We start from the raw sequence: 25,201 nt of genomic DNA on the forward strand, positions 1-25,201 counted from the left end.
CGAAGGTGCCGATTGTCAGCAAATGTTTCCATACCGGTTATTCAGGAAACGGTGTTGTTAAAAAACACTATGTTCAAGAAACATAGATTGGCCCGCCGAAGGAGGTGACCGGCGGAGCCTCACCCGTGTACTTTTCAATATCCACAATACAGGTGTTGGCACTTGTGGCGTTGGCAAGCTCAGAGGTCGGGACATCCAGCGTTACCGTGTTCGGGTCGCCATAGGTATCAATAGCGCCGATCTCCGGGCCTGTCGGGCCGTACCATGCGCCCTCATAGATACGGATGACACCGCTGGGGTAGTTTTCAGACAGCCTGGCCCCTGCAATAAGCTGGCCCCTGTCGTTGTATACCCGTACCAGATCCCCGTCCTTAATGCCTTTTTTCTTTGCATCATCCGGGTTGATATACACCGGCTCGCGCCCCTGTACGGTATAGGTGTCCCGGTAGTCTGAGTCACACATCTGGGAGTGCAGGCGCTGATCCGGGTGGCAGGACTGGAGCCAGAACGGGAATTTGTCAGATCCCGGCCCGCCATGGGAGCGCTCTGCCTTTTCAAACCACATTGGGTGTCCCTGGCAGTGTTTGTAACCGTAACGGGCAATCTTGCGGCTGTACAACTCGATAAACCCGGACGGGGTGCCCAATGCATTGATTTCCGGGTCTTCCCGGAAAGCAGCATGGCGTACCCAGGGCTTGCCCTGCGGGTAATCGATAATGCCTTTGGCCCAGAATTCCTCAAATTCCGGAAGGGGGTGGGAATTCTTGTTAGCTTCACGGCAGTTGTTGTACAGCTCCATGATCCACTGGCGCTCAGTTTTGCTCTGGGTATATTCCGCTTCCTTGCCCCAACGGCGGCACAGCTCAGAAAAGATCTGGAAGTCAGTTTTGGAATGGAACAGCGGATCCACCAGCTTGTGCATGGCGACAATGCCGCGCGCAGCATAGGAGCCATAGAGGTCAATGTCATCGCGCTCCCACTGGGTGCAGGCAGGCAGGACGATATCTGAGAAACGGCAGGTGGCGGTCCAGGTGAAATCAATGGTCACCACGGTATGCAGCTTCTGGAACGCTTTTTTCATCCGGTTGCGGTCCTGGTGGTGGTGCCAGGGGTTACAGCCGCTGATCACCAGCATCTTCACATCCGGGTAGGTCACTTCTGCCCCGTTGGCCTGGATCTTCCCGCCGGGGTTCAGCAGCATATCGATCCAGCGGGCGACCGGGATGGTCTTGCTTGCACCCCGGTAGTCGGTGCTGGTCCATTTCGGCTCCTGTCCGCGGTCGGGGTTGCGCGGGAAACCGCCAGGGCCGGAGAAACCGGAGGATGGAATGCCTATCGAGCTGTAATGGTGCGAGTAGGAGACACCACCACCCGGCAGGCCAATCATGCCCAGCATGGAGGCAAGCATTACCCCCATCCAGTAAGGCTGCTCACCGTGTTGCTGGCGCTGGATGGCCCAGCCGAACATAAACTGGGTCCGCCCCTTGGCAAGCATCCGGGCAAACTCGCGGATTTCGTCGGCTTTGACACCACAGATCGCTTCCGCCCATTCCGGGGTTTTCTCGGTTTTGTCCTCACCGGTACCCAGCAGGTAGGGGAGGAAATCCTTGAAGCCGAGGCAATAGGTATCAAGGAATTTCTGGTCGAAGCGGTTTTCCTTGTACAGGGTATGGGCGATCCCCAGCATAAAGGGCACGTCAGTTTGTGGGTTGACGTACCTGTGCTTGCAGTTGATGTGGTTGAGGGTCTTGGAGCGCACCGGATCAACGGTAATCACGTTAATGCTGCCGTCGGCGATTTTCTTCTTCAGCTCATCGAAGTACGGCAGTGATTGGTGGGTCTCACAGTTCCAGCCTACCTGGAGGTTCTTTACCGGATCCGAGGCCCAGAAAATCAGGTTATCTGTATTTTCCAGGATCTCTGTCCAGGATGTCCCCTGGGCATATACCTCGGTGGAGCCGATGACATAAGGCAGGATGGTCTGCCCGGCACCGGTGGAGTAATCGCCGACCTTGGTGACAGAGTGGCCATGCATGGCAATGGCACGTTGCATGTGGTTACCGCAGCTTTGGAACTGGCCGGTCTGGCGCCAGCCGGTCTGCCCGGCAAAGAGGCCGGAGGGGCCGAAGTTCTTCTGGACGTATTCCAGCTCACGATAGAAAAGGTCCAGCACCTCATCCCAGGTTACCCTGACAAAGCGGTTGTTGCCCCGGGTTTCAGCGGCGTATTTGTGCTTTTTCAGCCAGTCCAGCCGCACCATGGGGTAGCGTACCCGGGACGAGCTGTAGATGATGCCCTTGATGCCGTTGAGCATGTCGGTGGGGGCAGGGTCCATTTCCAGTGGCTTGATCTCCTGGACCTTCCCGGCCCACACCCGGGCCCGGAAAGCGCCCCAGTGGGAGCCCTGGGTTTTCCATACGCCGTCAGCTTCTTCCGCTGCGGCGAAGGCATTGGTGGCAGTGAGCAGGCTTGGCCCGACAACAGACGCAGCACTGGCTCCCATCAATCCCTTTAAAAACGTTCTTCGGTTCATGGTCATGATTGTGCTCCTGTCAGTTAGTGGCTCTTGTCAAAGTCAGACGAGTGCATCTGCAGGTACTTGAGCACTAGGGTCTTGGTGTCGTGGTCGAAGTTCACAAACGCCATCATGCCGTCGAACATACCCGGCCAGGTATTGGCATCGAAATGGTTCTCCGCCGGTTGGGTATGGCACACGCTACAGTTGGTCTGGTAGGCCTGTTTCGCCTCGCTCCAGATAGGCTCAATGCTGTTCAGCATGTCTTCCTTGCGCATCCAGACATCGACTTCCACCCGTTGCCACGGCAGGCCGGTGAGATCGTCTTCCTTGGTTTCGAAGGTCTTAACAAACTGGTCGTTTTGTGAGACGTCCTTGGAAAGCGCAGCGCTGCCAATATTGAGGCCAAAGTCAGTATCAATCACCCGGCCAAAGCCTTTCGCCTTGCGCCAGCCCAGCAGCTTGACCTGGATGGCGCTGCCTTCGTCTGTAATCACTGTTACTTCCGTTGCAGGGTTGAGGACACCGGCTTCTTTTATCAGGTTGTCGGTTTCATAAAGGGGAAGGTGGCGGACGGCATACAGCGTTGCACCCTGATCATAATTGGTCGAACCGGCCTGCTCCTGGAGCTTGCCGATCATGCCGCCGGAGGAATCCATGTTTTCCGGCAGGTGGTGGGCAATACCTTTGTGGCAGTCGATACAGCTCTGGTCTTTTTCAGCAGCCTGTTTCATCTGGAACCGGGCTGCCGGGGACATATCTTCCCACTTCATACTGGCGTACTGGTGGCAGTTTTTACATTCAAGAGAGCCGTTGGCACTGAAGCGCCGCCATTCATGCTGCGCTAGGGTCAGCCGCTGTTCAAGAAACTGTTCCCGGGTATCGATGGTGCCGAATACCGCTGCCCACACTTCCTTGCTGGCTTGCATCTTCCGGGCAATTTTGTCTGTCCACTTATGGGGGACATGGCAATCCGGGCAGGTCGCACGGACACCGGCATTGTTGGTCCAGTGCACGGTACCCTGGAGTTCCTGGTAAACGTTGTCCCGCATCTGGTGGCAACTGATACAGAACTTTTCGGTATTGGTCATTTCAAGCGCAGTATTGAATCCTCCCCAAAAAATAACCCCGGCAATAAATCCGCCGAGTGCCAGTACCCCGAGACTGATGTGTGTAGCCGGACGCCAGAAAGTCGCCCAGAGTCTTTTAATTTTGAATTTCATGATGGATTACCCTTTAGCTCAGAAATACAGGTTTACTGGAAACTAGCCGTGCCCAGGGGGGCCCCAGAAGAACACTTGCAACATCCAGACGGTAAATCCGTATCCACCAACGAACATGATGCTCAGAACCGGAAACAGGATGACGGCGATAAACAAAAATGCCCGCCACTCATATCCTGCCGTTTCATCTGTATCGACAGAATCTTGCTCACGCATAATGCAACCCTTTGAATATTCGTAATTAATTGATTTGTATCGTTAAGACGATCAAAGCATAGCCGACATAAATGGCCAGGCTGTCTTGATATTGAAGAGTGGGAACAGTTGTATGATGTAAGGCGTAAAAAACGGGCGACAGTGTTCAGGAGCGGATAACTAATTGCTTGATTTATCTTTGAATTTCATCGCGTGTGACAGCGATCAAAATAACGGGATTTTCATTTTAAATTCATAGGGAAGCACGCTTTTTCCTGTCGGTTGTATTCGAAAAATAGAATAAGGGTATAAATTTAACCGAATGGTTAGATATTTTGGGGGCGATCGGGCTCTGCCTGTTTGGGATGTGGCCTGCTGCTCTCCAACCAGGTATTAACCATTATCGAGCCTGAACTGAGCAACATGGCACCAATGGCAAGTAAGGGAGAAACGATACCTGACGCTGCCACCGGCAAGGCGATGAAGTTGTAAACCAGGGCAAAGGTGAGGTTGCGCCGTACCAGTGAACGAAATTGCCCGGCCAGTCCCAGAACGGAGGGGAGAGGGGTAAGCCCTGGTACCAGGATAACGGCATCGGCACAGGACTGAGTCAGTTTGGCGGCTTTGTCGCACGTTATGCCGAAATCTGACTGGGTCAGGGCCAGGTTATCATTCAGGCCATCACCGATAAAAATTACCGGACCTTCAGTCTGGTAACGTTTGACCAGCCCCTGCTTGTCCTCCGGCAGGCACTCGCTGAAGACTGTTATCCCCCCCAATTTGTCTGAAACCTGCTCGCAAACTTCCGGTTTATCGCCGCTGAGCATCGCCAGTCCGTATCGGCTGGTACGGAGCCCGGCGATGACTTCGGGTGTCTCTTTTCTAAGCGGATCTGCAATTTCGATAAACCCTGTGTAACGCCCGTGGCAGGCGATATAGCAACCAGAGGTTGAATAACCCGGCACATCACGGACACCAAGCTCCATAAGGAATTGCCGGGTGCCCATTGCCAACTGGGCTTGCCCGTCTGGACCGGACCAGATGATCCCCTTGCCGCCGGTTTCTTCAGTCTTCCCCGTCCCGGACAGCTCCCGGTGGTACCGGGAAAGTTGTGGAGGGGAAACGGACCGGGCATGCCTGAGTATTGCGTCAGCGTACAGGTGCGGGGTGTATCCGGCCAGGGCAGCAGCCTGGCTCAACAGGTCTCCGGACAGCACGTTCCGGGCCGGGAAAAGGTTTTTGACCTGTGGCGAACCTTTGGTCAGGGTGCCGGTTTTATCTAACAGGATATGTCCGGCAGATCCCGCGTTGTACAGTGCCCAGACGTTGTTGAGCAGGATCCCGCTTTTCAGGGCCCTGTCCTGAATGGCCTGGGATGCCAGCGGAATGGCGAGTGTCAAGGCACACGGGCAGGCTATGACCAGCATGGCCAGCGCGCGCTTGGCAATTTCACTGACCGGTTCACCGTTAACCAGCAGGATGACGGAAGATAACACTGTCAGGATAATGATGAGGTTTGAAAAGTAAGCGGCAGTTTTGTCCGCGAGTTTCTGTGCATGGGGCTTCTCTGCCCGGTTTGACAGCACTTCAAGCAACTGGAGGTCAGCAGAGGTTTCCCCGCTGGTTTTCAGTACTACCAGTTCGATAGCATTGCCGATATTCAGGCAGCCGGCTTTCAGCACCTCTCCGCGGGAAACGGTAACCGGTGCGCTTTCCCCCGTAGTCATACTGATATCCAGCAGTGCCTCCGGGGTATCCAGGACGCCGTCGATATAGATACGGTCTCCCCGGTACAGCCGTATCCGGTCGCCGGCTTTGAGGGCTGGCACCGAGACAAGGTCAGTAAATCCGCTGGCATCTATGCGCTCAGCCAACGGGTCACTCCCAATGATTTCCCCAAGGTTGTTCAGGCTGGATGCCTTGATTTGGGCATCGATATATTTGCCGCCAAGCTGGATAAACATCAGCATGGCAGCTGTATCAAAATAAACATTTTCACTGCCCTGCCACCAGAAAAAGCAGGAGATAACAAAAGCGGACCAGGAGCCGGTCAGCACCATGGCATCAAGGTTAAAACGACCGTGCCGGAGCGCTTGCCAGGCCATCTTCTGGATATGAAGTGAAAGCAGCCACACTACAGGAATGGAGAAAATCCCAGAGACCAGAGTGAGGGTTTGGAAAACCGTTGTGCCGATATCATCCGGTGAATTGAGATAGGTGATAACGGCCGCCAGCATCGACCACATGGTAAAAATCGCAGCCAGGATAAGCGTGCCTCCCAGCCTGCGGTTTTGCCTGTGCAGGGCGTCACGGCGCGCGTCAATCCCTTCGGTGGAAAGCCGGTACCCGGCTCTGCTGGCGTGGCGCACCAGGTCATGCAATACCCGGCTGTCATTATCCGTATCCACCAGGGCATAACTGCCCTCAAAATTCACCCGGGCTTTGCGCACCCCGGGTACTTCAGAAAGTCGCTCGGAAAGGAAACGCGCACAGCTGGCGCAGGTCATCCCTGTTACCCAGAATACCTGTCGTGTTGCCGCCTGTGCGCGTTCCACCAGCGTTCCCTCTCTTACTTCAGGGCAGTGCCAAAGGCACTGTTGATGTCATCACCCCCGGCAAAGGTTGAAGAGCGTGCATCCCTTGCCTGTTTTGCATCTGCCAGCGTGGCTTCAGAGGCTTTGTTTGACCAGCTTGTCCGTATGTAATTGACCACTGCTGCAGCTTCATTGTCTGAAAGGCTGGAAGCAAAGGCCGGCATGGACCCGCTGTACTTGGTTCCGTTGACCATAATCGAACCCTTGATGCCGTGGAGGACAATCTGGAGCGGGATATCGATGTTATCCGTGGTGACCCACTGGGATCCGTCGAGCGGCGGGAACACACCGGGCAGCCCTTTACCGGTGGCCTGGTGGCATGCAGCACACTTCCCGGCATAAACAGATTTACCGTTTGCGGTCACCGCGCCACCCGCACCCTCACCGCCCCCGGAAGGGGAGGCTGCCGGGGTTTCCTTGGCAGGTGCCGGTGCGGGGGCAGACGCCGGTTCCTGCTGGACAGTACCGTAGTTCACCGCACGGGCTGAGACTTTATCCTCAATGTAAAGGCTGACATTGAAGATATACATGGCACCCCAGACAACCAGGGAGGCTATCAACAGGATGATGACCAGCGGTACCGGGTTGTTCTGTTCGCTGGGTTCCCCGAGTTCATTGAATTGTGGCAGTTGGTTCATTATTTAAGCTCCTTCTCCAGGGGGTAATCGCGTTTGAGTGACTTGAGGTAAGCCACAAGATCCAGGGCTTCCTGCGTGGCGACAACCGTCTTGCCGTCCGGCGCAAATTGTGGCGGCAGGCTGACTGTCACATCGTCGTCTTTGGCTTCGTTTACCTCTTCAAACAGGAACGGGTAGCCTGGCATGATGCTGTCCGCGACCACCGCCCTTGGCTGGTAAAGGTGGATCAGGTGCCAGGTGTCACTCGGCTGGCGGACACCGACATTGATCAGGTCAGGCCCGGTACGCATGGTGCCGAGCAGGTGAGGGTTGTCGTAATAGTAGTCACCGGATACAGACGGGCGGCCCCAGCCGCGGGCTTCATCGGTTGACCAGATATTGTCCCTTACCTGTTGGGAGTGACAGTACAGGCAGCCGTTGGCAATGTAGACATCACGGCCTCGCATTTCCTGCTTGGTATAGGGCTTGAGCCCTTTGGGCGGTGGATCCCCTGCAACGTTTACCGAGGGGATCATCACCAGGATGATAAAGGCCAGGAGCAGTATGGTCAGAGCTCCAGCCATGATGGCGACGGCGCGGTTCATGATGTCACCTCCTGACTTTGCGGCCTTGGCACATTGGAAGACTTCAAGCGTTTAACATGGCGAAGATGGATATAGAGATGGTAGGCAATCACAAGATGGCCGAAGGTCATCAGGGTACCGCCGACACTCCGCCATTCGAGGTATGGCAGGCTCACTGCAGTGGACTCACCGAACGGGATGTTCGGATCCTGCAATGCCAGTCCCTGGACGATACCGCCAATGGTGAGGAAAACGATGTAAATCAGCATCCCGATAAACACCAGCCAGAAGTGGAGGCTGATGAGCTTCGGGCGAACCCAGTTCACGCCGGTTGCCCGTGGGACAACAAAGTAAATGGCACCGAACAGGATCATGGTGAAGAAGCTGTAAAGGCCAAGGTGTGCGTGGGCTACCGTGTAGTGGGTGAAATGCACCAGATAGTTCATGGCACGGACGGCTTCAAGTGAACCCTGCACGGAGGAGAGCAGGTAACACACCGCGCCTATCAGGATAAAGCGCAGGGTGAAGGAGCTCTTCATGATCCCGAAGTTCTTCCGGGTAATGGTGAACATATTGAAGGTAAATGCCGCCACCGGAACAATCATCATCACGCTCTGGACGATAGACAGGGTTTGCAGCCAGTAAGGCACCGGCCCGCCAATCAGGTGGTGGACACCGACCTGGCTGTAGAACAGGGCCAGCGACCAGAAGCCAATCAGCGACAAGCGGTAAGAGTGTACCGGTACCCCGAGAATTTTCGGGATAAAGTAATAGGCAGTACCAACGGCAATCGGTGTGACCCAAAGCCCCAGCACGTTATGGCCGAACCACCAGTTGAGGATGGCCTGCTCTGCCCCGTAGAAAAGCCCTGGCATGTTGCCCATCAGGAACAGCAGCGGGAACCACACCAGCGCCGCACTGAAATACCAGCCGGAAACATAGATGTGCCCGGCCTTTTTGTTCAGCAGGGTCAGGAACAGGGGAACTGCCGCCAGCCCGCCTCCGATGACAAAGAGGATGTCTGTCGTCCACGGGATTTCAAGGAACTCCTTGCCGTCGGTCATGCCAAGCAGGAGCTGGGTCAGGCCGATAGCCAGGGCCAGATTCCATACCGCTGCACTGGCAACCGCATATTTACTGCCGACCAACGGGGTTTTCAGGATCCGGGGCAACAGCCACAGTACTATCCCGATACCGGCCATTGACCCCCAGCCGTACGCAACGGCATTGAGGTGAACCGGGCGTACCCTGCCGAATGTCAGCTCGGCGGCACCGGTCCAAAGATCCGGCATATGGAGTTTCACTGATGCCAGGAGCCCGGCAATAGAGCCTATCACCAGCCAGAACAGTGCAGATGAAATAAACGCCAGCACCGGGAGACGGGAAGAGGTGTCGAACAAAATTCGTTCCCGGATATCTTCGCTGCTGCGAAGATCGTCAGCTTTGCTGATCGCTGATGTCGTTTTGTCGTCAAGGGCGGGATCTTCCACCCGGCCAAGTTCCCCTTCGTCGAAAATCACATCGGCGCGAGGGGTATGGTCTTCCTGGCTTTCACTGCCTATTGACCAGATAAAGGCGTACAGGGCGCAGACTGAAATCAGAAAGCACGCTGAGACGAAAAATGCCATTGCCAGTCCCATATCATTTCTCCTCTTTCACAGGGGAGGAAAATGGGGCAGCGAAGGGCTTCGGGCGCCGCAGACCGGGCCCGCTCCATAGAATACTGCTCATACTCAATCCCTAAGTTTTTATTGGGTAGGGGCGACTGGGCTTGGTAAAGGGCTAAACCCTGCCGCCGGTTTTTATGTTTGATTCATCGCGGTCAGTGGTGCCCTGCGTGGTCATCACCCCCGTGGTTTCCACTTCCGTTATCCATCCCCTTCATGCCCGCAGGTTTGCGAGGCTGGACTTCGGCAATAATTTCCACATCACCAGCGTTGGCAAAATGGAGGGTCAATGGCACCTGGGTGCCGGCTTTTGTAAGTTCCCCCCACAGCATCAGGTGAAGTCCCATATGGGTAAATTCCACTTTGCTTTGTGCCGGGATCCCAAGGCTGGACAGAGGAATCATCCTGGCCATACCGTCTTTGACCAGGGTCTGGTGTACCTCAATCCTTTCTACTTTCGGGGAGCTTATGCCCATCAGCACATCACCGCTGTCGCCCATATTGTGGATAAAGCCAAACCCGCCGGTGGGTGACTTCGCGGTAGTGCCCGCGGTGACAGTAAATGCGATATGCATGGCATTGGTTTTGTGCTCGTCCGGGTCTTCCGGCAGTGCATTCGCTACCTGAGAGGCTTCCGGCTCACCGGTTTCCCAAATCAGGCTTTGCAGGGCTCGGACGGTGTCAGCCGCCGGGGTGCCGGTATAGGAGAGCGTCCGGGTTTCACCTCGTTTGTCGATGAGGTAAATCGCAACAGAGTGGTTGTAAAGGCGTCCGGAGTCCTTGCCCTCGACACCCTCTTTCTGGTGCACCTTGCGGACGTATTTGGTATCGACATCCATATCGGTCAGTGGGCTGTAGCGGGTACGGAAAAGGTTGACGATATGGTCAATCTTTTCCCGGTTGCCGGTCACGCCAATAAAGTCCCGGTTGAAATGCCCGAGGAAGGCATTCATTTGCCTGACGGTATCGTATTCCGGGTCAACGGTGACAAAGAGTACCTGGGTCGCCTGCTGTTCTTCCCGGCTTAACTGGTTGTAGACACTGTTGAGGTAGCCCAGTGTCAGCGGGCAGACATCAGCGCAGTTGGTATAGCCAAACGCCAGCATGACCGCTTTTCCCCTGAATTGTTCCAGGGATACGGGCTTTCCGTTTGATCCCTGAGCCGTAAAATCACCGCCAATGCCGCTTAGTACCGGAAGCGGGTCTGAACTGCCTCTTGCCTGTGGGGAGAGCCACAGTGCGGCAACCAACAGCATTGCCAGTGTGATTATTCTGGTGGGCTGGAAAAAATAAAAAGGTGTCAGCATAAAAGTTTCTCCCAAGGGGCAGCATTGGGCAGAAGAATGTCTTCATTCACAGCCAGGATGTTTAACGTATTGGTTTGCGCCAGGCCGGCAGTGTCGACCAGCAAGGTGTGACGGAATGCCGCAAGGGTATAGCGGCCGTCGGGCCTTATTCCCTTCCATTCCAGAGACACGTCGACTTCCATCTGTCCGTTGTTTTTGGCCTGGTGGCTGACTTTGCGCAGCATCCACCCGGTATCACCCAGCTGGTTTCGCGTTCTGGCAATAATCTGGCTGACACCACCATTCATCCTGAGTTTTGGGACATTGCTGTTTACGTCCAGACGGTTTATTTCCGACAGCCACAGGTACGCGACAAGCCGGGCGGTATAGCCATCCTTTTGTGTTGCAACCACTTGTTCCGGGGTATCCAGCGTCACCGCGGGAGCCTTGCGTTCAACACCGGTTATTTCCATGGCGGAACTGCCGGGGTTGAAAACAAAAGCGTCTTCAAGCCTCTGGGCTTTGCCGTCTACCCGTGCGTTCAGGGCCACACACATATGTATGCCGCCATTGCTGTTTTGGTGAATGTCTGCCGAGGCGATATCCAGCGCAGTCATGCCCGACGGATAAACCACAGGTATATCCTGTGCCGGTGAGCCGGATGTCAGTACGCGCCTGTACCAGTCACTGGTAAGGACACCTACCTGGTTGATCACTGTTGCCTGCCGGATCCTGTCCATGTCGCGGATATTCTCGTTCCAGTGGTTACTCGGCGGACACAGCCGGGCTTGACCGGATTGAGCAGGTGCCGCCATCAGCATGAAAATCAGGCTGACGGCGGCGGTGCCATGCAGACAAGAAAACCTGTCTTTTGTCATGGCTATTCCTTACCCGAGTGGAGAGGGTTCCTGAACCTGTTTCATCAGGTCGTTGTTCCATTCCCCGGAGACGGAGATATGCCCGGCCGCACCCAGCATGATTGCTTCGATGAGGTTGTGGTTTACGTAGGCATAAATCCCCGGTTGCAGGAAGGTGTACAGGGCGGCTGACGCTTCACCACCGAACACCGGCCAGGTTTCCAGGTTGGTTGCCGGGGTATCGTTGAACGAGCCGCCATGCCAGACCAGGTCGCCGTGACCACCGATGATGTGGATACGGGAATCGCGGTTAGCCTGTGAGTGGATAAAGAGTACGGTTTCACCGACTTTCGCCTGGAGGGCATGTTCACCCGTCAGCGCGCCAACCTTGCCGTTAAAGACAATGTGGCTCGGGGTAAGGGTTCTCATCACCTCCAGGGTTTCGCCCATGGCTTCACCCGGTGAACCGAATCGCTTGTAGCCGCCTTTGCCGTCAGATGGGAGATAGAGGTCCATCTCGCCGACGTAGTAGCAGCGGTCGTATTTTACAGGATTGCCTTTTTGATCTTTCAGGCCATCACGCGGCAGTACCATAACGGCACCGTTCATACCGGCGACGACGTGGTAAGGGATCATCATTCCACCGGGAGCGCAGTGGTAGATAAATGTCCCGGCCTTGGTTGCTTTCCAGCGCAGTTTGACCTGCTCGCCTGGCGCAACGTTGGTCAGCTCACCGCCACCCAGTGCTCCGGTAGATGCATGGAAGTCGATGTTATGGACCATGGTGTTGGTAGCCGGGTTTTTCAGGGTCAGCTCAACATAGTCACCTTCATGGCAGATGATGAGCGGGCCGGGCATAGAGCCATTGAACGTCATCGCCTGCATGTACACGCCATCGGCGACTTCCATTTCCTGCTCAACCACAGTCAGCTCAACCTCAATGAGCTTCGGGCCGCCCTTGGCAACCTGGTCGTGCTCCGGAACGAATGGCGGGGCAACGAGTTTTTGCTTAACCCTTGGCAGTTCCTCTGCCTGGGTCTTGGTGCCGACGGTGAACCCTTCAAGACCCCCGGATGTTGCCTGGGCGCCCTTGGCTACGAGGTAGCCCCCTGCCACCAGAGAGGTGGCTGCAACTTTCAGGAAGTTGCGTCTTTCCAGTGTCCCTTCTTCTTGCTTGATTAAGTCCGTTTTTTTCATGTTGGTACCTTACTTGATTGTGAACCTCACTACACGCAAGGCAACCCAGTGCCAGAAATGTACCAAGATATTTAATCCCTTATAAAACAATCGGATGTGATAATTGGATGAAATTGAAGTGGTCAAAATGACAACGTGTTAGCTTGGTCAATTTGACACAAATGATGCATTTCTTCATCGGGTGAGATTGTTAGACATGGAGCGTGTAACTGCCCAAAAACTGAGGGAAACCTATGACTGTATCTGTGACACAAAAACAACTTCTTGAGCTGACTTCGGAGCTGAGCCAAAACCTGACAACGGATGTCAGGCTGACACGGTTGCTTAGCAGTATCCGCTCGGTCATATCCTGCGATGCCATCGTGTTGTTGCGGTATGAGGAAGGGGTATTGCGCCCCCTTGTCCAGCAGGGGTTGACCCGGGATGTGCTGGGCCGCCGGTTTACTGTATCCGAGCACCCCCGCTTTGACGAAATCTGCAACTCACGGACACCGGTCAGGTTTCCAAATGAAAGCCAATTGCCGGACCCTTATGACGGCATGTTGATAGAGTACCAGGGCGAGTTACACGTACATGCCTGTATGGGGCTCCCCCTGTTCCATGAAGATCAGCTAATCGGTGTGCTGACACTGGACAGCCTTGACCCGAAGGCATTCGGCAATATCGATTTCCCGACGTTCGCGGTACTGACCAACCTGACGTCGATGATCCTTACCTTCCATATCATGAAAAACCGGATGGAAAATTACTCCCACCACAGCCAGGAGGTGGTAGCAGAGCTCTCTTCCATGCCCAGACAGCTTGGCGGGAATGAGATAATCGGCAATTCCCCGATTATCAGGCAGCTTAAAAAAGAGCTGTTGCTGGTGGCACCGTCAGACTACTCCATCCTGATTGAGGGGGAGACCGGAACAGGAAAGGAGCTGGTGGCGAGCAGCATCCACTCCAGCTCCCACCGCAGCAAGGAGCCGCTGGTTTACCTCAACTGTGCCGCATTGCCGGAGAACCTGATAGAGAGTGAGCTGTTCGGCCATGCCAAGGGCGCGTTTACCGGTGCAGACAGTAACCGGGCCGGTAAATTCAGCATTGCCAACGGTGGCACTATCTTTCTGGATGAGATTGGAGAGCTGCCGCTGACGGTACAGAGCAAGTTGCTCCGGGTACTGCAAAGCCAGGAAATACAGCCAGTGGGTAAGGACCAGACCGAGAAAGTGGATGTGCGCATTCTGGCTGCTACCAACCGCAAGCTGGAGCATGAGGTGAGGGCGGGGAATTTCCGTTCTGACTTATACCACCGGCTCAGTGTTTACCCCATCCATGTCCCGCCGCTCAGGGAGCGCGACGGGGACATTACCCTGTTGGCCGGCTACTTTGTGGAATCTTCCCGGCGCAGGCTCGGGATCTCCCGGTTGGTCATTGCACCGGAAGCAGTCGGTGTGCTCAACCAGTATGACTGGCCGGGCAATGTGCGTGAGCTTGAGCATGTTATCAGCCGGGCAGCACTGAGGGCCAAGTCGACAAGTACGGATGGCAACGTAAAGATTGATGTCACCCATCTTGAGCACCTTTCGGCATCACTTTCCGTCCGTACCATCAAGCAGGATGACCTGCCGGAGGAAGCCGGCATCCAGTACGATCTGCGTGAGGAAGTGGACAACTTCCAGATCCGTCTTATCCAGCGGGTGCTGGAAGAGGAAAATGGCAATTGGTCTGCCGCAGCCCGAAGGCTCAAGGTGAACCGGGCAAACCTGAACCGGCTGGCCAAACGGCTGGGCATCAAGGTGGAAAAGCAGGTGGCGGTTTCAATCAATGTGGAAGCAGAAATGGAGACCGGGCTGTGACAGCCCGGCCAGACAATCAGAGTGCATTTGCTGTGATACGGCGGCCATGGGTATAAACCGTAGCCCGGTTGTTGCGGCAAAATCCCACCAGGGTGATATTGCTTTTTTCTGCCAGATCCCTCGCCAGTGAGGTGACGGCAGACATGGCAAAGATAACCGGGATACCGGCGCTTGCCACTTTCTGGACCATCTCAAAGCTGGCGCGGCTGGTGAGCAGCACGGCATCCGGTTTGCGTTCACCTTTGCGGGAGACACTGCCGATCAACTTGTCGAGGGCAATATGGCGGCCGATGTCCTCAAAGCTTCCGGCGATCTCACCGTCAGAAAATATCCCCATCGCTGCGTGGGTTGCGCCCGTGACCTTAAAGGTCTCCTGCTGGTCGCGCAATGCTGCCAGTGCCGGAACCAGGTGGTGAATATTAAACACCGTTTCAGATTCCACCGGGATAACCGGCTTAATCGCCTGTTCCAGTTTTGCCACGCCACATAAACCGCAACCGGTGCGGCCGGCCATATTCCGCTGCTGCTCTTTCAGTGCCATAAACCGGCGCTGGGTGATTTCAATATAAACCAGCACCCCGTTTTCAACGGATTCAATATCAATGCTCTTAATTTCACTGATATTTTCCACGATACGTTCAGACAGGGTAAAACCGACAGCAAAGTGCTCCAGATCCCGCGGCGTTGCCATCATTACGGTATGGGAAATGCCGTTATAAATAAGCGCAACTCGCACTTCCGAAGCCAGGCTCTCTTCAATTAGGGTCGGGCATCCATCCTGATATAAAGCAATATCCTGAGTGTGAACAATATGATCGAATGTCATGCTCATAATTTATCTATCCCGGCAGCGGAAATGCCGCTTGTTCTGATTTTGAATACTTATTTTTCCATGCCGAAATAGGCTTGCTATTAATAAGTGAATTAAATAATATCGCCGCCCTAAGACGGAAGAACGTCGTCTCCGGTGAGGCGTCCGGACTTCAAATCCGGGTGGGGCTGCCAGCAGTCCCAGGTAGGTTCAACTCCTATGTTCTTCCGCCAAATTCCTCTTTCAGTGCTGAGTTGAGAGCAGTGAGTGGCGAGATGTTGAAATCGTTACATTCATCTGGCCGTCAAAGCTCAATACTTTTCTCGCTTCTCGCTTCTCGCTTCTCGCTTCTCGCTTCTCGCTTCTCGCTTCTCGCTTCTCGCTTCTCGCTACTCTTAACTCGTCCCTAAAGAACATACATCCCCCCATCCCGGATCACTCTGCTGCTGGACTTGAATACCCGGCGGGTAAAGCCGGTGCGGTCGAACAGTTCCAGGATCTGGATACTGACCTTGCGGCCGAGGTTGATAAGCTGGCGTGCTTCCGCTGTTTCCAGCATCTCGTTTTCAGCCAGGTAGCCGCGGATGGTTTCAGCAATGCTGAACAGGTGCTCGGTAAAGACATAGCGGTCTTTCACCACCGCCGTGATGTAGCCAAGCTGAACCAGTTTATGGCAAAGCGGGCGGATGACATCCGGTTCAACCCCTAGCTGTTTACTGAAATCCGTTACCCACAAAGGCATGGTATTTTGGGTGTAAAGTGCAGCCATCTGCTGCCAAATGTCGGCTTCTTCATCTGTCAGTGCGATCTGGTGTACCGGCAGGTGGATAAGGCCACGGCTTTGCGCAAGTTCTCCACTTGCCAGCATTTCATCCAGCGCCAGGTCGACAATGGCCTGTGGCAATACCGAGCGCAGTATCCGGCTCAGGCGTGCCCTGCCAAGGCCAAGCTCATCGGTGTGGCTCTGGTGGTACTGATCCAGTGTCTCATTCAGGCGGGCCTTGAGCTCAGTGATCTGACTGCCGGCGATAATGTGCGGGCCGTGCTCAACCAGCGCATCGTCTGATACAGACATCTCCGCCAGCAGGGCCTCAATAGCCATATCAGTCAGTTGCCAGTCCCACTTAAAGGCGTCACGTTCTACGACCCTGTTCCGGCTTTGGAAGGCAAGTGACCTGTCCGGGGAGCACTGTTCTGCAAGGGCTGACAGGTATGCCAGACGTTCAGGTTTTCGCTTGCCTCTGGACGGCGGGGCGGTTTCCAGCACGGTGGCTCCGCCGAGTGTCTGCTTGCCGCAGGCATCGCGCAGCACAATGATATCGCCCCTGGCGACAAGGAACGGCGCGTCAAGCACAAGCTCCAGCAGGTGTCCGTTTGCTTCCGGCTTTTCTGCCAGGTAGCCAATCTTGCCGATACAATGGCACGCGCCGTGATGGAAGTGGGCGCTTTGCCAGTGGGCTGGTATGGCATCCCCGCGGTAGAGCACGGTCACCCGGCTTTGTGCATCCGGCTGTGGCAGGCTGCTGAGCCAGTCGCCCCGTGACAGGCCGTGGTGGTTGTCGATGCCCGCAAGGTTTAAGGCAACACGCTGCCCGCCCTTGCCGGTTCCGGCTTCCTGCCCCTGGGCATGGATACCCCGCACGCGAAGGGCCTGTTTCTGGCCGGAACAGTAAAGTTTGTCTCCCGGTTTTACTTCGCCGCTTATTACCGTCCCGGTGACGACAACACCTGCACCTTTTACGCTGAACGCGCGGTCCAGCGTCATGCGGAAACTCTGTCCGGTGGTATCCGGGTTGTGACTGGCAACCAGTGCGTTGAGGTGGGCTTTCAGTGCCGGGATACCGTCACCGGTCGGAGCGGACACAGCAAAGCACTCCCACTGGATCTCTTGCCCGGCCAGCAACTGGGCGAGCTGGTTTTCGGTGCGGGTCAGCTGGGCGGCATCTGCCTTGTCACATTTGGTGATGGCTACCGTCAGGGTTTCCAGGTTCAGGAGCTTGAGGATAGCCATGTGCTCCAATGTCTGGGGCATCACACCATCGTCAGCGGCAACGACCAGCAGCGCATGTTTCGCACTGCTGACCCCGGCCAGCATGTTGTTGATAAATTTTTCGTGCCCCGGCACATCGATAAATGCCAACCGCTCACCGCACTCGGTATCCATAAAGGCATAGCCGAGGTCGATGGTCATGCCCCGGCGCTTTTCCTCCGGCAGGCGGTCGGCATCGGTGCCGGTCAGGGCTTGCAGCAGGGTGGTTTTGCCATGGTCAACATGGCCCGCAGTGACGATGATCATCAGTTGCCCCTGCCCTGGTATTGCATAAGGTTATCCCCGGCCTGGCGCAGCATCTGCTCCAGCTCCACTTCATCATCTACGCCGCGAAGGTCCAGCAGCAGGACGCCGTTGGACTGGCGGCCAATCACCGGCAAATCGGTGTCCTTGAGCAGTTTGTCCAGCTTGCCAAGTGACAGGCTGCCGGATGCATTTGCCAACGCACAGCGCGGGGTAAAGCAAAGGGCCAGAGACGCAAGCAACACATCAGGCTGAGAGCCGCTGCCAATCTGGGTTTCGCACGGTGTCAGGCGGATGTCGAAATAGGGTTCGAACGCCTCGCAGGCTTCCAGCAGGTTTTCGCCAATGGCTTCCAGCTCGTCAAGCGGGCGGGAAAGCTTTCGGAACACCGGCAGGTTGGTGTCCAGCCCTTCCTGGTTGCGGTATTGGAGCAATGTGGCTTCCAATGCTGCCAGCGCCATCTTGTCGCAGCGCAGGGCGCGTTTCAGCGGGTGGGACTGGAGCTTGTCGATGAGATCCTTTTTGCCAACAACCAGCCCGGCCTGTGGGCCGCCCAGCAGTTTGTCGCCGGAGAAGCTCACCAGGTCCACGCCGTCTGCGAGCATTTGCTGTGGCATCGGCTCTTTGGACAGACCGAAACGGGAAAGGTCAGTCAGGGCACCGCTACCCAAATCGGAAATCAGGGCAATGCCTTTTTCCCTGCAAAGGGTGGCGAGCTCAGCTTCTGCGACAGAATGGGTGAAGCCGCAGATATGGTAGTTGCTGGTGTGGACCTTCATGATGGCGACGGTGTTTTCAGTGATCGCCGCCTCGTAGTCACGCAGGTGGGTGCGGTTGGTGCAGCCCACCTCAACCATTTTGCAGCCGGCCTGCGCCATGATATCCGGGATACGGAATGCACCGCCGATTTCAACCAGTTCACCGCGCGATACAATCACCTCTTTCCCGGCAGCGACGGAAGCCAGCATCAGCAGCACGGCGGCCGCATTGTTGTTTACCACGCAGCAGTTTTCGGCCCCCGTCAGCTCATGGACAAGCTCTGCGACCCGGCTGTCGCGGTGGCCGCGTTTACCCGCACCCATATCGAATTCCAGCGGGGCAGGGTTTCGCATGACATCACTGACCGCATCAATGGCCGCTTCGCACATCTGAGCGCGGCCGAGGTTGGTGTGCAACACGGTACCGGTCAGGTTGATAACCGGGGTCAGGCTGTGGCGGCTCTCGCGGCGGATCGCGCTTTTCAGCGTATCCACCGTAAGGCTTTCGTCACTGCACCAGGCGGGCAGTGAGCCAGCTTCACTGATGTCTGACCTTGCCCGGCTTTGCATGTCGGCGAGCAGGGATTTTACCCAGGCTTTTCCGTATTGGCGGCTAAGGCCGATCACTTGAGGTATCAGCAGCAGGGCGTCCATGGCCGGGATTGCTCGGTACAGCGCGTTTTTGTTGATGATAGCTTGAGTCATGGGTCTTTCCGGAGTGTCTTTCCAAGCGACAGAAAATCAGGTGAAAAAGAAAAAAACAGGCCTGCTCCGGGGTGATGGAACAAGCCTGTCTGAACAGCAAAATTACTCTTCGTGAGCCAGCAGGTACGGGTTCACGGTTGTCGGTTTGAAGCCCTTTTCAGCGAGGTGCTGGTCATAATGCATGGTCAGCAGATCGTCGACCGCCGGATCCAGTTTCGGGTCCAGGTTGGTAAACAGCATCTTGGTGTAACCATGGCAATGGCCGCAGCTTTCGATACGCACCGGTGCCTCTTTTTCCTGTTCTGCCCACAGGTAGACTTCGTCGTCCCCGTAGCAGTTGGTACAGGTTGCGCGCACCATGTGCCATTCGGTCTCGCACAGGGAACAGTGCAGGTAACGGAGCCCCTCACGAGGCTCTTCCTTGATTACGCTGGCAACCGGGTGGCTGCCGCACACAGGGCAAAGCTGGCGGTTTTCCATGGCATCCACGGCAAGGGCCGGGACGGCTTTCGGTGCCCAGTGGGCCCAGTAGCTGGAAAGTGCCGCCCAGATGAACAGGCTGTATTCAGCCGGGACATCTGAGAACTTGCCGCTGCGAAGGGCATACGCCCAGCCTTGCAGGGTATCCTGCCCGGTTTCTGCCAGCATTTTCAGGATGGCTGCCACGTTTTCCGGTACGACCGGCAGCAGCCCGCTGATGATCTCAAGCAACACCATCTGCCAACACTTGTCATCCCTGAACTTATCCGCGGCAAACGGGGTGGCTTCGCCCGGCTTGAAGGCCGGCATCGGGCCAAACTCGCCTTTTTCGGCCACGGTTGCCTGTACACTTACCAGTTGTTCGATAAGGGCCAGGTAGTCCGCCAGGTCAGCGTCGCCTTTTTTCTCATTCAGGCGTGCCGCACGGGCTTGGTAGAGTTTCAGGGTGTCAGCGGGGATCACCGGGACAATACCCGGGCCCTGCTTTTGCAAGGTTTCTGCGTCAAAGGTTGCTTGAGTCATAACTTAAGGTTGTTCCCGCTCGTATTCTTCAACAGACATTGGGTGGTGCTTCTTGAGCCATGCGCGGCTGACTTTGCCGTACAGCATGCCCGGGATAGAACCTTCCACCCACAGCGCCATCCACACGTGCACAACGATCGACTGGATCATCAGCAGTGCCGCAATGACGTGGATCAGGATTGCCCACTGCACCACTTCAGGAGAGAAGTTAGGTGCAAAGTAAGGCTGCCACATAATGAAGCCGGTCGCGCCCAGCACCAGACCGCTCAGCAGGTTGGTGCGGAACAGCATTTTCTGGCCCGGGTTGTAATGGCCAACAGGCGGGATTTTCTCCTCGTTGTCGGTCATTACGTGCTTCACGTTTTTCATCCATGCCAGGTCGTACTTGTTCCACCGGTTGTGGTGGTAATAACGTACGCTCAGGATCACCAGCACTACACACATCGCCACACCGGTGAACGGGTGGATGATGCGTGCCAGCGTCGGTGTGCCGGCAATGTTGCCCAGCCATCCGAATGACGGATAGAGGAACGACAGGCCGGTGATCATGGTGAACAGGCCGCTTGCTGCAATAAACCAGTGGCAAAGACGGTTAGACAGGCGGTGACGGATAAACATCTTTTGCTTGGCCATCTCGCTTACTCCTCGTCTTCTTCTACACGGTTACGGCCCACCGCGATGCGGTGGATACAGGCCAGTGCCACAGTGGCAGCCAGGCCGGCAGCGCCGATTGGTTTCACCCAGTCCTGCTTGATCGTGGTCGGTACGCTCACTTTCGGATCTTTCGGCATGCCGTAGCTTTCCGGATCCGTAATGTCGCGCAGTACCAGAATCATACCGGTACCGTTCACACCGTCCGGGTTATAGATACCCGCCTTGGTGTGGCCTTCCGCGTGCAGTTCTTTCACGCGCTGCTCAGCACGGAACAGCATGTCTTCGCGGGTACCGAAGTTCAGTGCGCCGGTCGGGCAGGTCTTCACACATGAAGGCTCCTGGCCGACTGCCAGACGGTCAGCACACATGGTGCACTTGTACGCCTTTCCATCAACCGGTGACAGCTTTGGCACGTTGAACGGACACGCCGTTACACACTCGCCACAGCCGATACACTTGTCGGCCACGTAGTCCACGGTGCCGTCCACGCGCTTGATGATCGCGCCGGTAGACGGGCAGGTCTGCAGGCACGACGGGTTACCACAGTGCATGCACGCCGTGTGGGTGAACTGCCAGAACAGGCGGTTGTTCTCCAGCACTTCGTGGTACTGCATCAGGGTCCAGCACTCAGAAGACAGTTCCATTGGGTTCTGGTAGCTGCCTTCAAAGGTGCCCACATCCGCACGCAGGTTGTTCCACTCTGAACACGCTACCTGGCAGCCTTTGCAGCCGGTGCAGCGGGTGGCGTCGAACAGCTTGGCGACGTGTTCCGTCGCCATGCGTGCCTGTGAAGGAGGCGTCAGGTCAGATGTCCCGGAGGCCATGATAATGTTGCTGTCTGACATGGCTTATTGCCCCTCCACTTTAGTGATGTTGACCAGGAACGCTTTGTATTCCGGGGTCTGGGAGTTGGCGTCACCGACGTATGGAGTCAGTGAGTTCACCTCATAGGCTTCCCGGGTCAGGCCTTCATAGTTGGCGTGGGTCGGGATTCCGATGGTGTGAAGCTGCTTGCCGTTCACCATGAACGGTTGCAGGCGCTTGGTCACCAGGGCCTTGGTCACAATGTAATTACGCTTCGAACTTACCTTCACCCAGTCACCGTTCTTGATGCCTTTCTCGGCGGCCAGCGCTTCGTCCATTTCAACAAAGTGCTGCGGCTGCGCGATGGCGTTCAGACGCGAGTGTGTGGTCCAGTTGTTGAAGTGCTCCGTCAGGTGGTAGGTGGTACCTACGTACGGGAACTCTTCAAACGTACCCATCTGTTCTGCGTCGTACTTGAACAGGCGCGCAGCCGGGTTGCTGACCACTTTAGGGTGCATCGGGTTGGTACCGATTGGCGTTTCAAACGGTTCGTAGTGTTCAGGGAACGGACCGTCTTTCATCATGCGGTTCACGAACAGGCGTGAACAGCCTTCCGGGTTCATCAGGAAGCCGGTTTTCGCGCTGGCTTCCGGGTCGAGCTTGGCGTTGAAGTCAGGTACGTCGATACCGTTCCACTTGCTGCCAGTCCACTCCATCAGTACGCGATTTTCGTCCCAAGGCTTGCCGTTAACGTCAGCCGAGGCACGGTTGTACAGCACGCGGCGGTTAGCCGGCCATGCGAATGACCATCCCGGGGTGATACCTTTGCCTGACGGGTCAGAGTTATCGCGGTTGGCCATTTGGTTGCCCGCTTCTGTCCAGCTGCCGGTGTAAATCCAGCAACCACAGGCGGTAGAGCCGTCGTCTTTCAGTTCGCCAAAGCTGCTCAGCTGTTTGCCGGTTGCCAGGTCGATACCGTTCAATTGCTTGGCGACTTCCGGCGCACTCGGGTTGTTCGAGTTCACGTACTGCCAGTCAATGGCGTCAACCGCTTCCGGCAACGCGCCACCTTCTTTGGCGTAGAGTGCTTTCAGCTCTTTGAGGATACCGGACCAGATTTCACCGTCGCTGATTGCTTCGCCCGGAGAGGCTGCGCCTTTCCAGTGCCATTGCATCCAGCGGCCGGAGTTCACGATGGTACCTTCTTCTTCCGCAAAACAGCCGGTAGGCAGGCGGAAGACTTCCGTCATGATGTTTTCGCTGTCCACTTCGTTGAACAGCTTTTTGTTACGCCAGAATGTTGCGGTTTCCACCGCCAGTGGGTCCATTACCACCAGATACTTCAGCTTCGACAGGCTTTCGCTGATCTTGGCCTTGTTAGGCAAAGACGCGAGCAGGTTGAAGCCCTGCACGATATAACCGTTAACCTGGCCTTCGTGCATCATCTGGAAGTAGCGCAATACGTCGTACTGCTCGTCCCACTTCGGCATCCAGTCGTAACCGAAGTTGTTTGCTGCGGTCGCCTTGTTACCCCAGAAAGACTTCATCAGCGAGACGAAGAACTTGGAGTAGTTCTGCCAGTAGTTAGTCTGGCCCGGACGCAGTGCCGCAGGGGTGTGGTTTGCAATGTGTGCAGCAAGGTCCACATCTTTGTCGTTCGGCAGTTTCAGGTAACCCGGCAGGTTCTGGCAAAGCAGGCCCATATCGGTAATACCCTGGATATTTGAGTGACCACGCAGTGCGTTTACACCGCCGCCAAGCATACCCATGTTGCCGAGGATCAGTTGCACCATCGCCATTGAGCGGATGTTCTGGGCACCTTTTGAGTGCTGAGTCCAGCCCAGGGCGTACAGGAAGGTCGCAACCTTGTTCTTCTTGCTGGTTGAGCCAATGATTTCGCAGACGTTTTCATACTGGGCACGCGGGGTACCTGTGATGTTAACGACTTCATCAATGGTGTAGCGTGCTACGTGCTCTTTCAGCAGGTTCCACACACAGCGAGGGTGGCTCAGGGTTTCATCAACCTTGGCGTAGCCCTGCTCGTCCAGTTCATAGAACCAGGACTCGGTGTCGTAGCTCTTGGTCTCAGGGTCATAACCTGTGAACAGGCCGTCCTGGTAACCAAAGTCTTCCCGTACGATGAAACCGGCGTTGGTGAAGGTTTTCACGTAGTCCCAGTTCACCTGGTTGGTCTCGATCAGGTAACGGATCAGGCCCAGGAAGAAAGCAATGTCAGTACCGGAGCGCAGTTGGGCGTAATAGTCCGCCACCGCAGCACTGCGGTTAAAACGAGGGTCAACCACAACCAACTTAGCGTTGTTGTGCTTCATCGCCTCTGTTACCCAGCCGAAACCGACCGGATGGTTCTCTGCAGCGTTGCCGCCCATAATAATCACTACATCGGCATTCTTGATGTCGATCCAGTGGTTGGTCATCGCACCGCGACCAAATGTTGGAGCAAGACTTGCTACCGTTGGCGCGTGTCAGATGCGGGCTTGGGTGTCTACAGCCACCAGGCCAAGACCCCGAGCAAATTTCTGTGTCAGGAAACCAGCTTCGTTACTTTGGGCAGAGGCAGTCAGCATACCGGTGGTCAGCCAGCGGTTTACTGTGGTGCCTTGCTCGTTTACCGCAACCATGTTCTTGTCGCGGTCATCTTTCATCAGACGGGCAATGCGCTTGAAGGCGTCTTCCCAGGTGATGCGGGTCCACTCGGTGGCACCTGGCGCACGGTATTCTGGGAACTTGAGGCGGTCTGGGCTGTTTACAAAGTCCAGCAGGCCGGCACCTTTAGGGCACAGGCGGCCGCGGCTGACTGGGTGGTCAGCGTCGCCTTCAATGTGGAAAAGGGAGGCTTCAACGTTTTTGCTCACATCACCGCGGCTGTACATCAGCAGGCCACAGCCTACCGAGCAATAGCAGCAGTTATTGCGCGTTTCTTTTGCACTTGTCAGCTTAAACTCGCGCGTGGCAGCTTGCGCAACTGTCGGCATCATGCCCAGTGCTGCAATGGCGGACGTAGCCGCAGTGCCGGCGCACAGTTTAAAAAACTGACGACGATTCATTTTCACGATTTCTTATCCCACGGTTGTGAGTTCTGATACCGGGAACAGAGGCACGACATTGCTCTGTTTCCATAAATCCTTTCAGGTTGAGGGAAGTGCCCAATCTGAAAGAACCCATTAATTCCCGGTTCACTGTTTTTTAACAGCCGTTGGCTGCGACGTCGTGAGGGTAATATCTATTCGGTGAATTTTATTGATATGGATCAGAAGAAAATAAGGTTTTATTTAAGCAAGTGCATAATTGCTGTCGTTATTGGGTTTAATTAGCAACATACATTTCAATTTTGATCCTTTGATTTTTATCTCTCAAAAATCTACAGATTAAAAATCTTTATAAAACAATAATATGCATTAATTCTGACCGAGGTGTTTTAATATATTAATAGCTGGGGCGTAATTAAAAACCATACTTAAAATTATAATCCCTCCTGTATTTTCATGGCGATATTTAATTAATTGTGAATGTTAGTACAAGTTAAAATAACAGTAAATTCCCACCTGTGTCAGTATTTCAGATAATGACGATAAAAAAG

General features: G+C 55.4%; 18 protein-coding genes and 1 tRNA gene. 2 read left to right on the forward strand and 17 right to left on the reverse strand.

Annotated elements, in window-relative coordinates; all coding sequences use genetic code 11:
- Positions 1-73: 73 nt before the first annotated feature.
- The 10 genes from torA to nirK all read right to left on the reverse strand — a co-directional run bounded on the left by torA (position 74) and on the right by nirK (position 12,735).
- The gene (torA, locus tag NF212_RS03630) at positions 74-2,539 is read right to left on the reverse strand and encodes a trimethylamine-N-oxide reductase TorA (RefSeq protein WP_434358912.1); all 2,466 of its coding nucleotides are present in this window, start codon (positions 2,537-2,539) and stop codon (positions 74-76) included.
- A gap of 17 nt (positions 2,540-2,556) precedes the next feature.
- Positions 2,557-3,738: a pentaheme c-type cytochrome TorC gene (gene torC, locus NF212_RS03635; RefSeq protein ID WP_434358914.1), complete on the reverse strand. Its 1,182-nt coding sequence runs from the start codon at positions 3,736-3,738 to the stop codon at positions 2,557-2,559.
- Positions 3,739-3,780: 42 nt separating this feature from the next.
- A complete protein-coding gene (gene torE, locus NF212_RS03640; protein WP_434358916.1) occupies positions 3,781-3,954 on the reverse strand; it encodes a trimethylamine N-oxide reductase system protein TorE in 174 nt (57 codons plus the stop codon).
- 305 nt (positions 3,955-4,259) lie between these two features.
- Complete coding sequence (locus tag NF212_RS03645) at positions 4,260-6,488, reverse strand: heavy metal translocating P-type ATPase (protein WP_434358918.1); 2,229 nt, start codon at positions 6,486-6,488, stop codon at positions 4,260-4,262.
- A 14-nt stretch (positions 6,489-6,502) separates the two neighbouring features.
- A complete protein-coding gene (locus tag NF212_RS03650) occupies positions 6,503-7,165 on the reverse strand; it encodes a c-type cytochrome (protein ID WP_434358920.1) in 663 nt (220 codons plus the stop codon).
- Positions 7,165-7,749 (reverse strand): cbb3-type cytochrome c oxidase subunit II, encoded by a 585-nt coding sequence (locus NF212_RS03655; RefSeq protein ID WP_434358922.1) that lies wholly within the window; start codon positions 7,747-7,749, stop codon positions 7,165-7,167. Before NF212_RS03655 ends, NF212_RS03650 begins: the two co-directional genes overlap by 1 nt.
- Positions 7,746-9,368, reverse strand: a complete 1,623-nt coding sequence (locus NF212_RS03660) for a cbb3-type cytochrome c oxidase subunit I (RefSeq protein ID WP_434358924.1) — start codon at positions 9,366-9,368, stop codon at positions 7,746-7,748. Before NF212_RS03660 ends, NF212_RS03655 begins: the two co-directional genes overlap by 4 nt.
- Positions 9,369-9,550: 182 nt before the next feature.
- Complete coding sequence (locus NF212_RS03665; protein ID WP_434358926.1) at positions 9,551-10,702, reverse strand: SCO family protein; 1,152 nt, start codon at positions 10,700-10,702, stop codon at positions 9,551-9,553.
- Positions 10,696-11,559, reverse strand: a complete 864-nt coding sequence (locus NF212_RS03670; protein ID WP_434358928.1) for a hypothetical protein — start codon at positions 11,557-11,559, stop codon at positions 10,696-10,698. Before NF212_RS03670 ends, NF212_RS03665 begins: the two co-directional genes overlap by 7 nt.
- A gap of 9 nt (positions 11,560-11,568) precedes the next feature.
- Positions 11,569-12,735, reverse strand: coding sequence for a copper-containing nitrite reductase (gene nirK, locus NF212_RS03675; RefSeq protein ID WP_434358930.1), 1,167 nt, complete (start codon positions 12,733-12,735; stop codon positions 11,569-11,571).
- A 233-nt stretch (positions 12,736-12,968) separates the two neighbouring features.
- Here nirK and norR point away from each other — a divergent pair, with 233 nt between their 5' ends.
- Positions 12,969-14,576: a nitric oxide reductase transcriptional regulator NorR gene (gene norR, locus NF212_RS03680; RefSeq protein ID WP_434358932.1), complete on the forward strand. Its 1,608-nt coding sequence runs from the start codon at positions 12,969-12,971 to the stop codon at positions 14,574-14,576.
- Positions 14,577-14,592: 16 nt separating this feature from the next.
- Here norR and fdhD read toward each other — a convergent pair whose 3' ends face one another.
- Positions 14,593-15,408, reverse strand: coding sequence for a formate dehydrogenase accessory sulfurtransferase FdhD (gene fdhD, locus NF212_RS03685; RefSeq protein ID WP_434358934.1), 816 nt, complete (start codon positions 15,406-15,408; stop codon positions 14,593-14,595).
- A gap of 117 nt (positions 15,409-15,525) precedes the next feature.
- On the opposite strand from fdhD, the gene NF212_RS03690 reads away from it, so the two are divergent.
- A tRNA-Sec gene (locus tag NF212_RS03690) sits at positions 15,526-15,620 on the forward strand.
- A gap of 173 nt (positions 15,621-15,793) precedes the next feature.
- Here the strand turns inward: NF212_RS03690 and selB are convergent.
- The 6 genes from selB to fdnG form a co-directional block, all read right to left on the reverse strand.
- A complete protein-coding gene (gene selB / locus NF212_RS03695; protein WP_434358936.1) occupies positions 15,794-17,683 on the reverse strand; it encodes a selenocysteine-specific translation elongation factor in 1,890 nt (629 codons plus the stop codon).
- On the reverse strand, positions 17,683-19,143 hold the full coding sequence (selA, locus tag NF212_RS03700; protein ID WP_434358938.1) for an L-seryl-tRNA(Sec) selenium transferase: 1,461 nt from the start codon (positions 19,141-19,143) through the stop codon (positions 17,683-17,685). The genes selB and selA overlap by 1 nt, the downstream gene beginning before the upstream one ends.
- A gap of 102 nt (positions 19,144-19,245) precedes the next feature.
- Positions 19,246-20,145: a formate dehydrogenase accessory protein FdhE gene (fdhE, locus tag NF212_RS03705; RefSeq protein WP_434358940.1), complete on the reverse strand. Its 900-nt coding sequence runs from the start codon at positions 20,143-20,145 to the stop codon at positions 19,246-19,248.
- 3 nt (positions 20,146-20,148) lie between these two features.
- Positions 20,149-20,778: a formate dehydrogenase subunit gamma gene (locus NF212_RS03710; RefSeq protein ID WP_434358942.1), complete on the reverse strand. Its 630-nt coding sequence runs from the start codon at positions 20,776-20,778 to the stop codon at positions 20,149-20,151.
- 5 nt (positions 20,779-20,783) lie between these two features.
- Positions 20,784-21,644, reverse strand: coding sequence for a 4Fe-4S dicluster domain-containing protein (locus NF212_RS03715; protein ID WP_434358944.1), 861 nt, complete (start codon positions 21,642-21,644; stop codon positions 20,784-20,786).
- Between the two features lie 3 nt (positions 21,645-21,647).
- A complete protein-coding gene (gene fdnG / locus NF212_RS03720; protein ID WP_434358946.1) occupies positions 21,648-24,674 on the reverse strand; it encodes a formate dehydrogenase-N subunit alpha in 3,027 nt (1,008 codons plus the stop codon).
- Positions 24,675-25,201: the final 527 nt, after the last annotated feature.

Source organism: Parasalinivibrio latis (assembly GCF_036825535.1).
GTDB lineage: Bacteria > Pseudomonadota > Gammaproteobacteria > Enterobacterales > Vibrionaceae > Parasalinivibrio > Parasalinivibrio latis.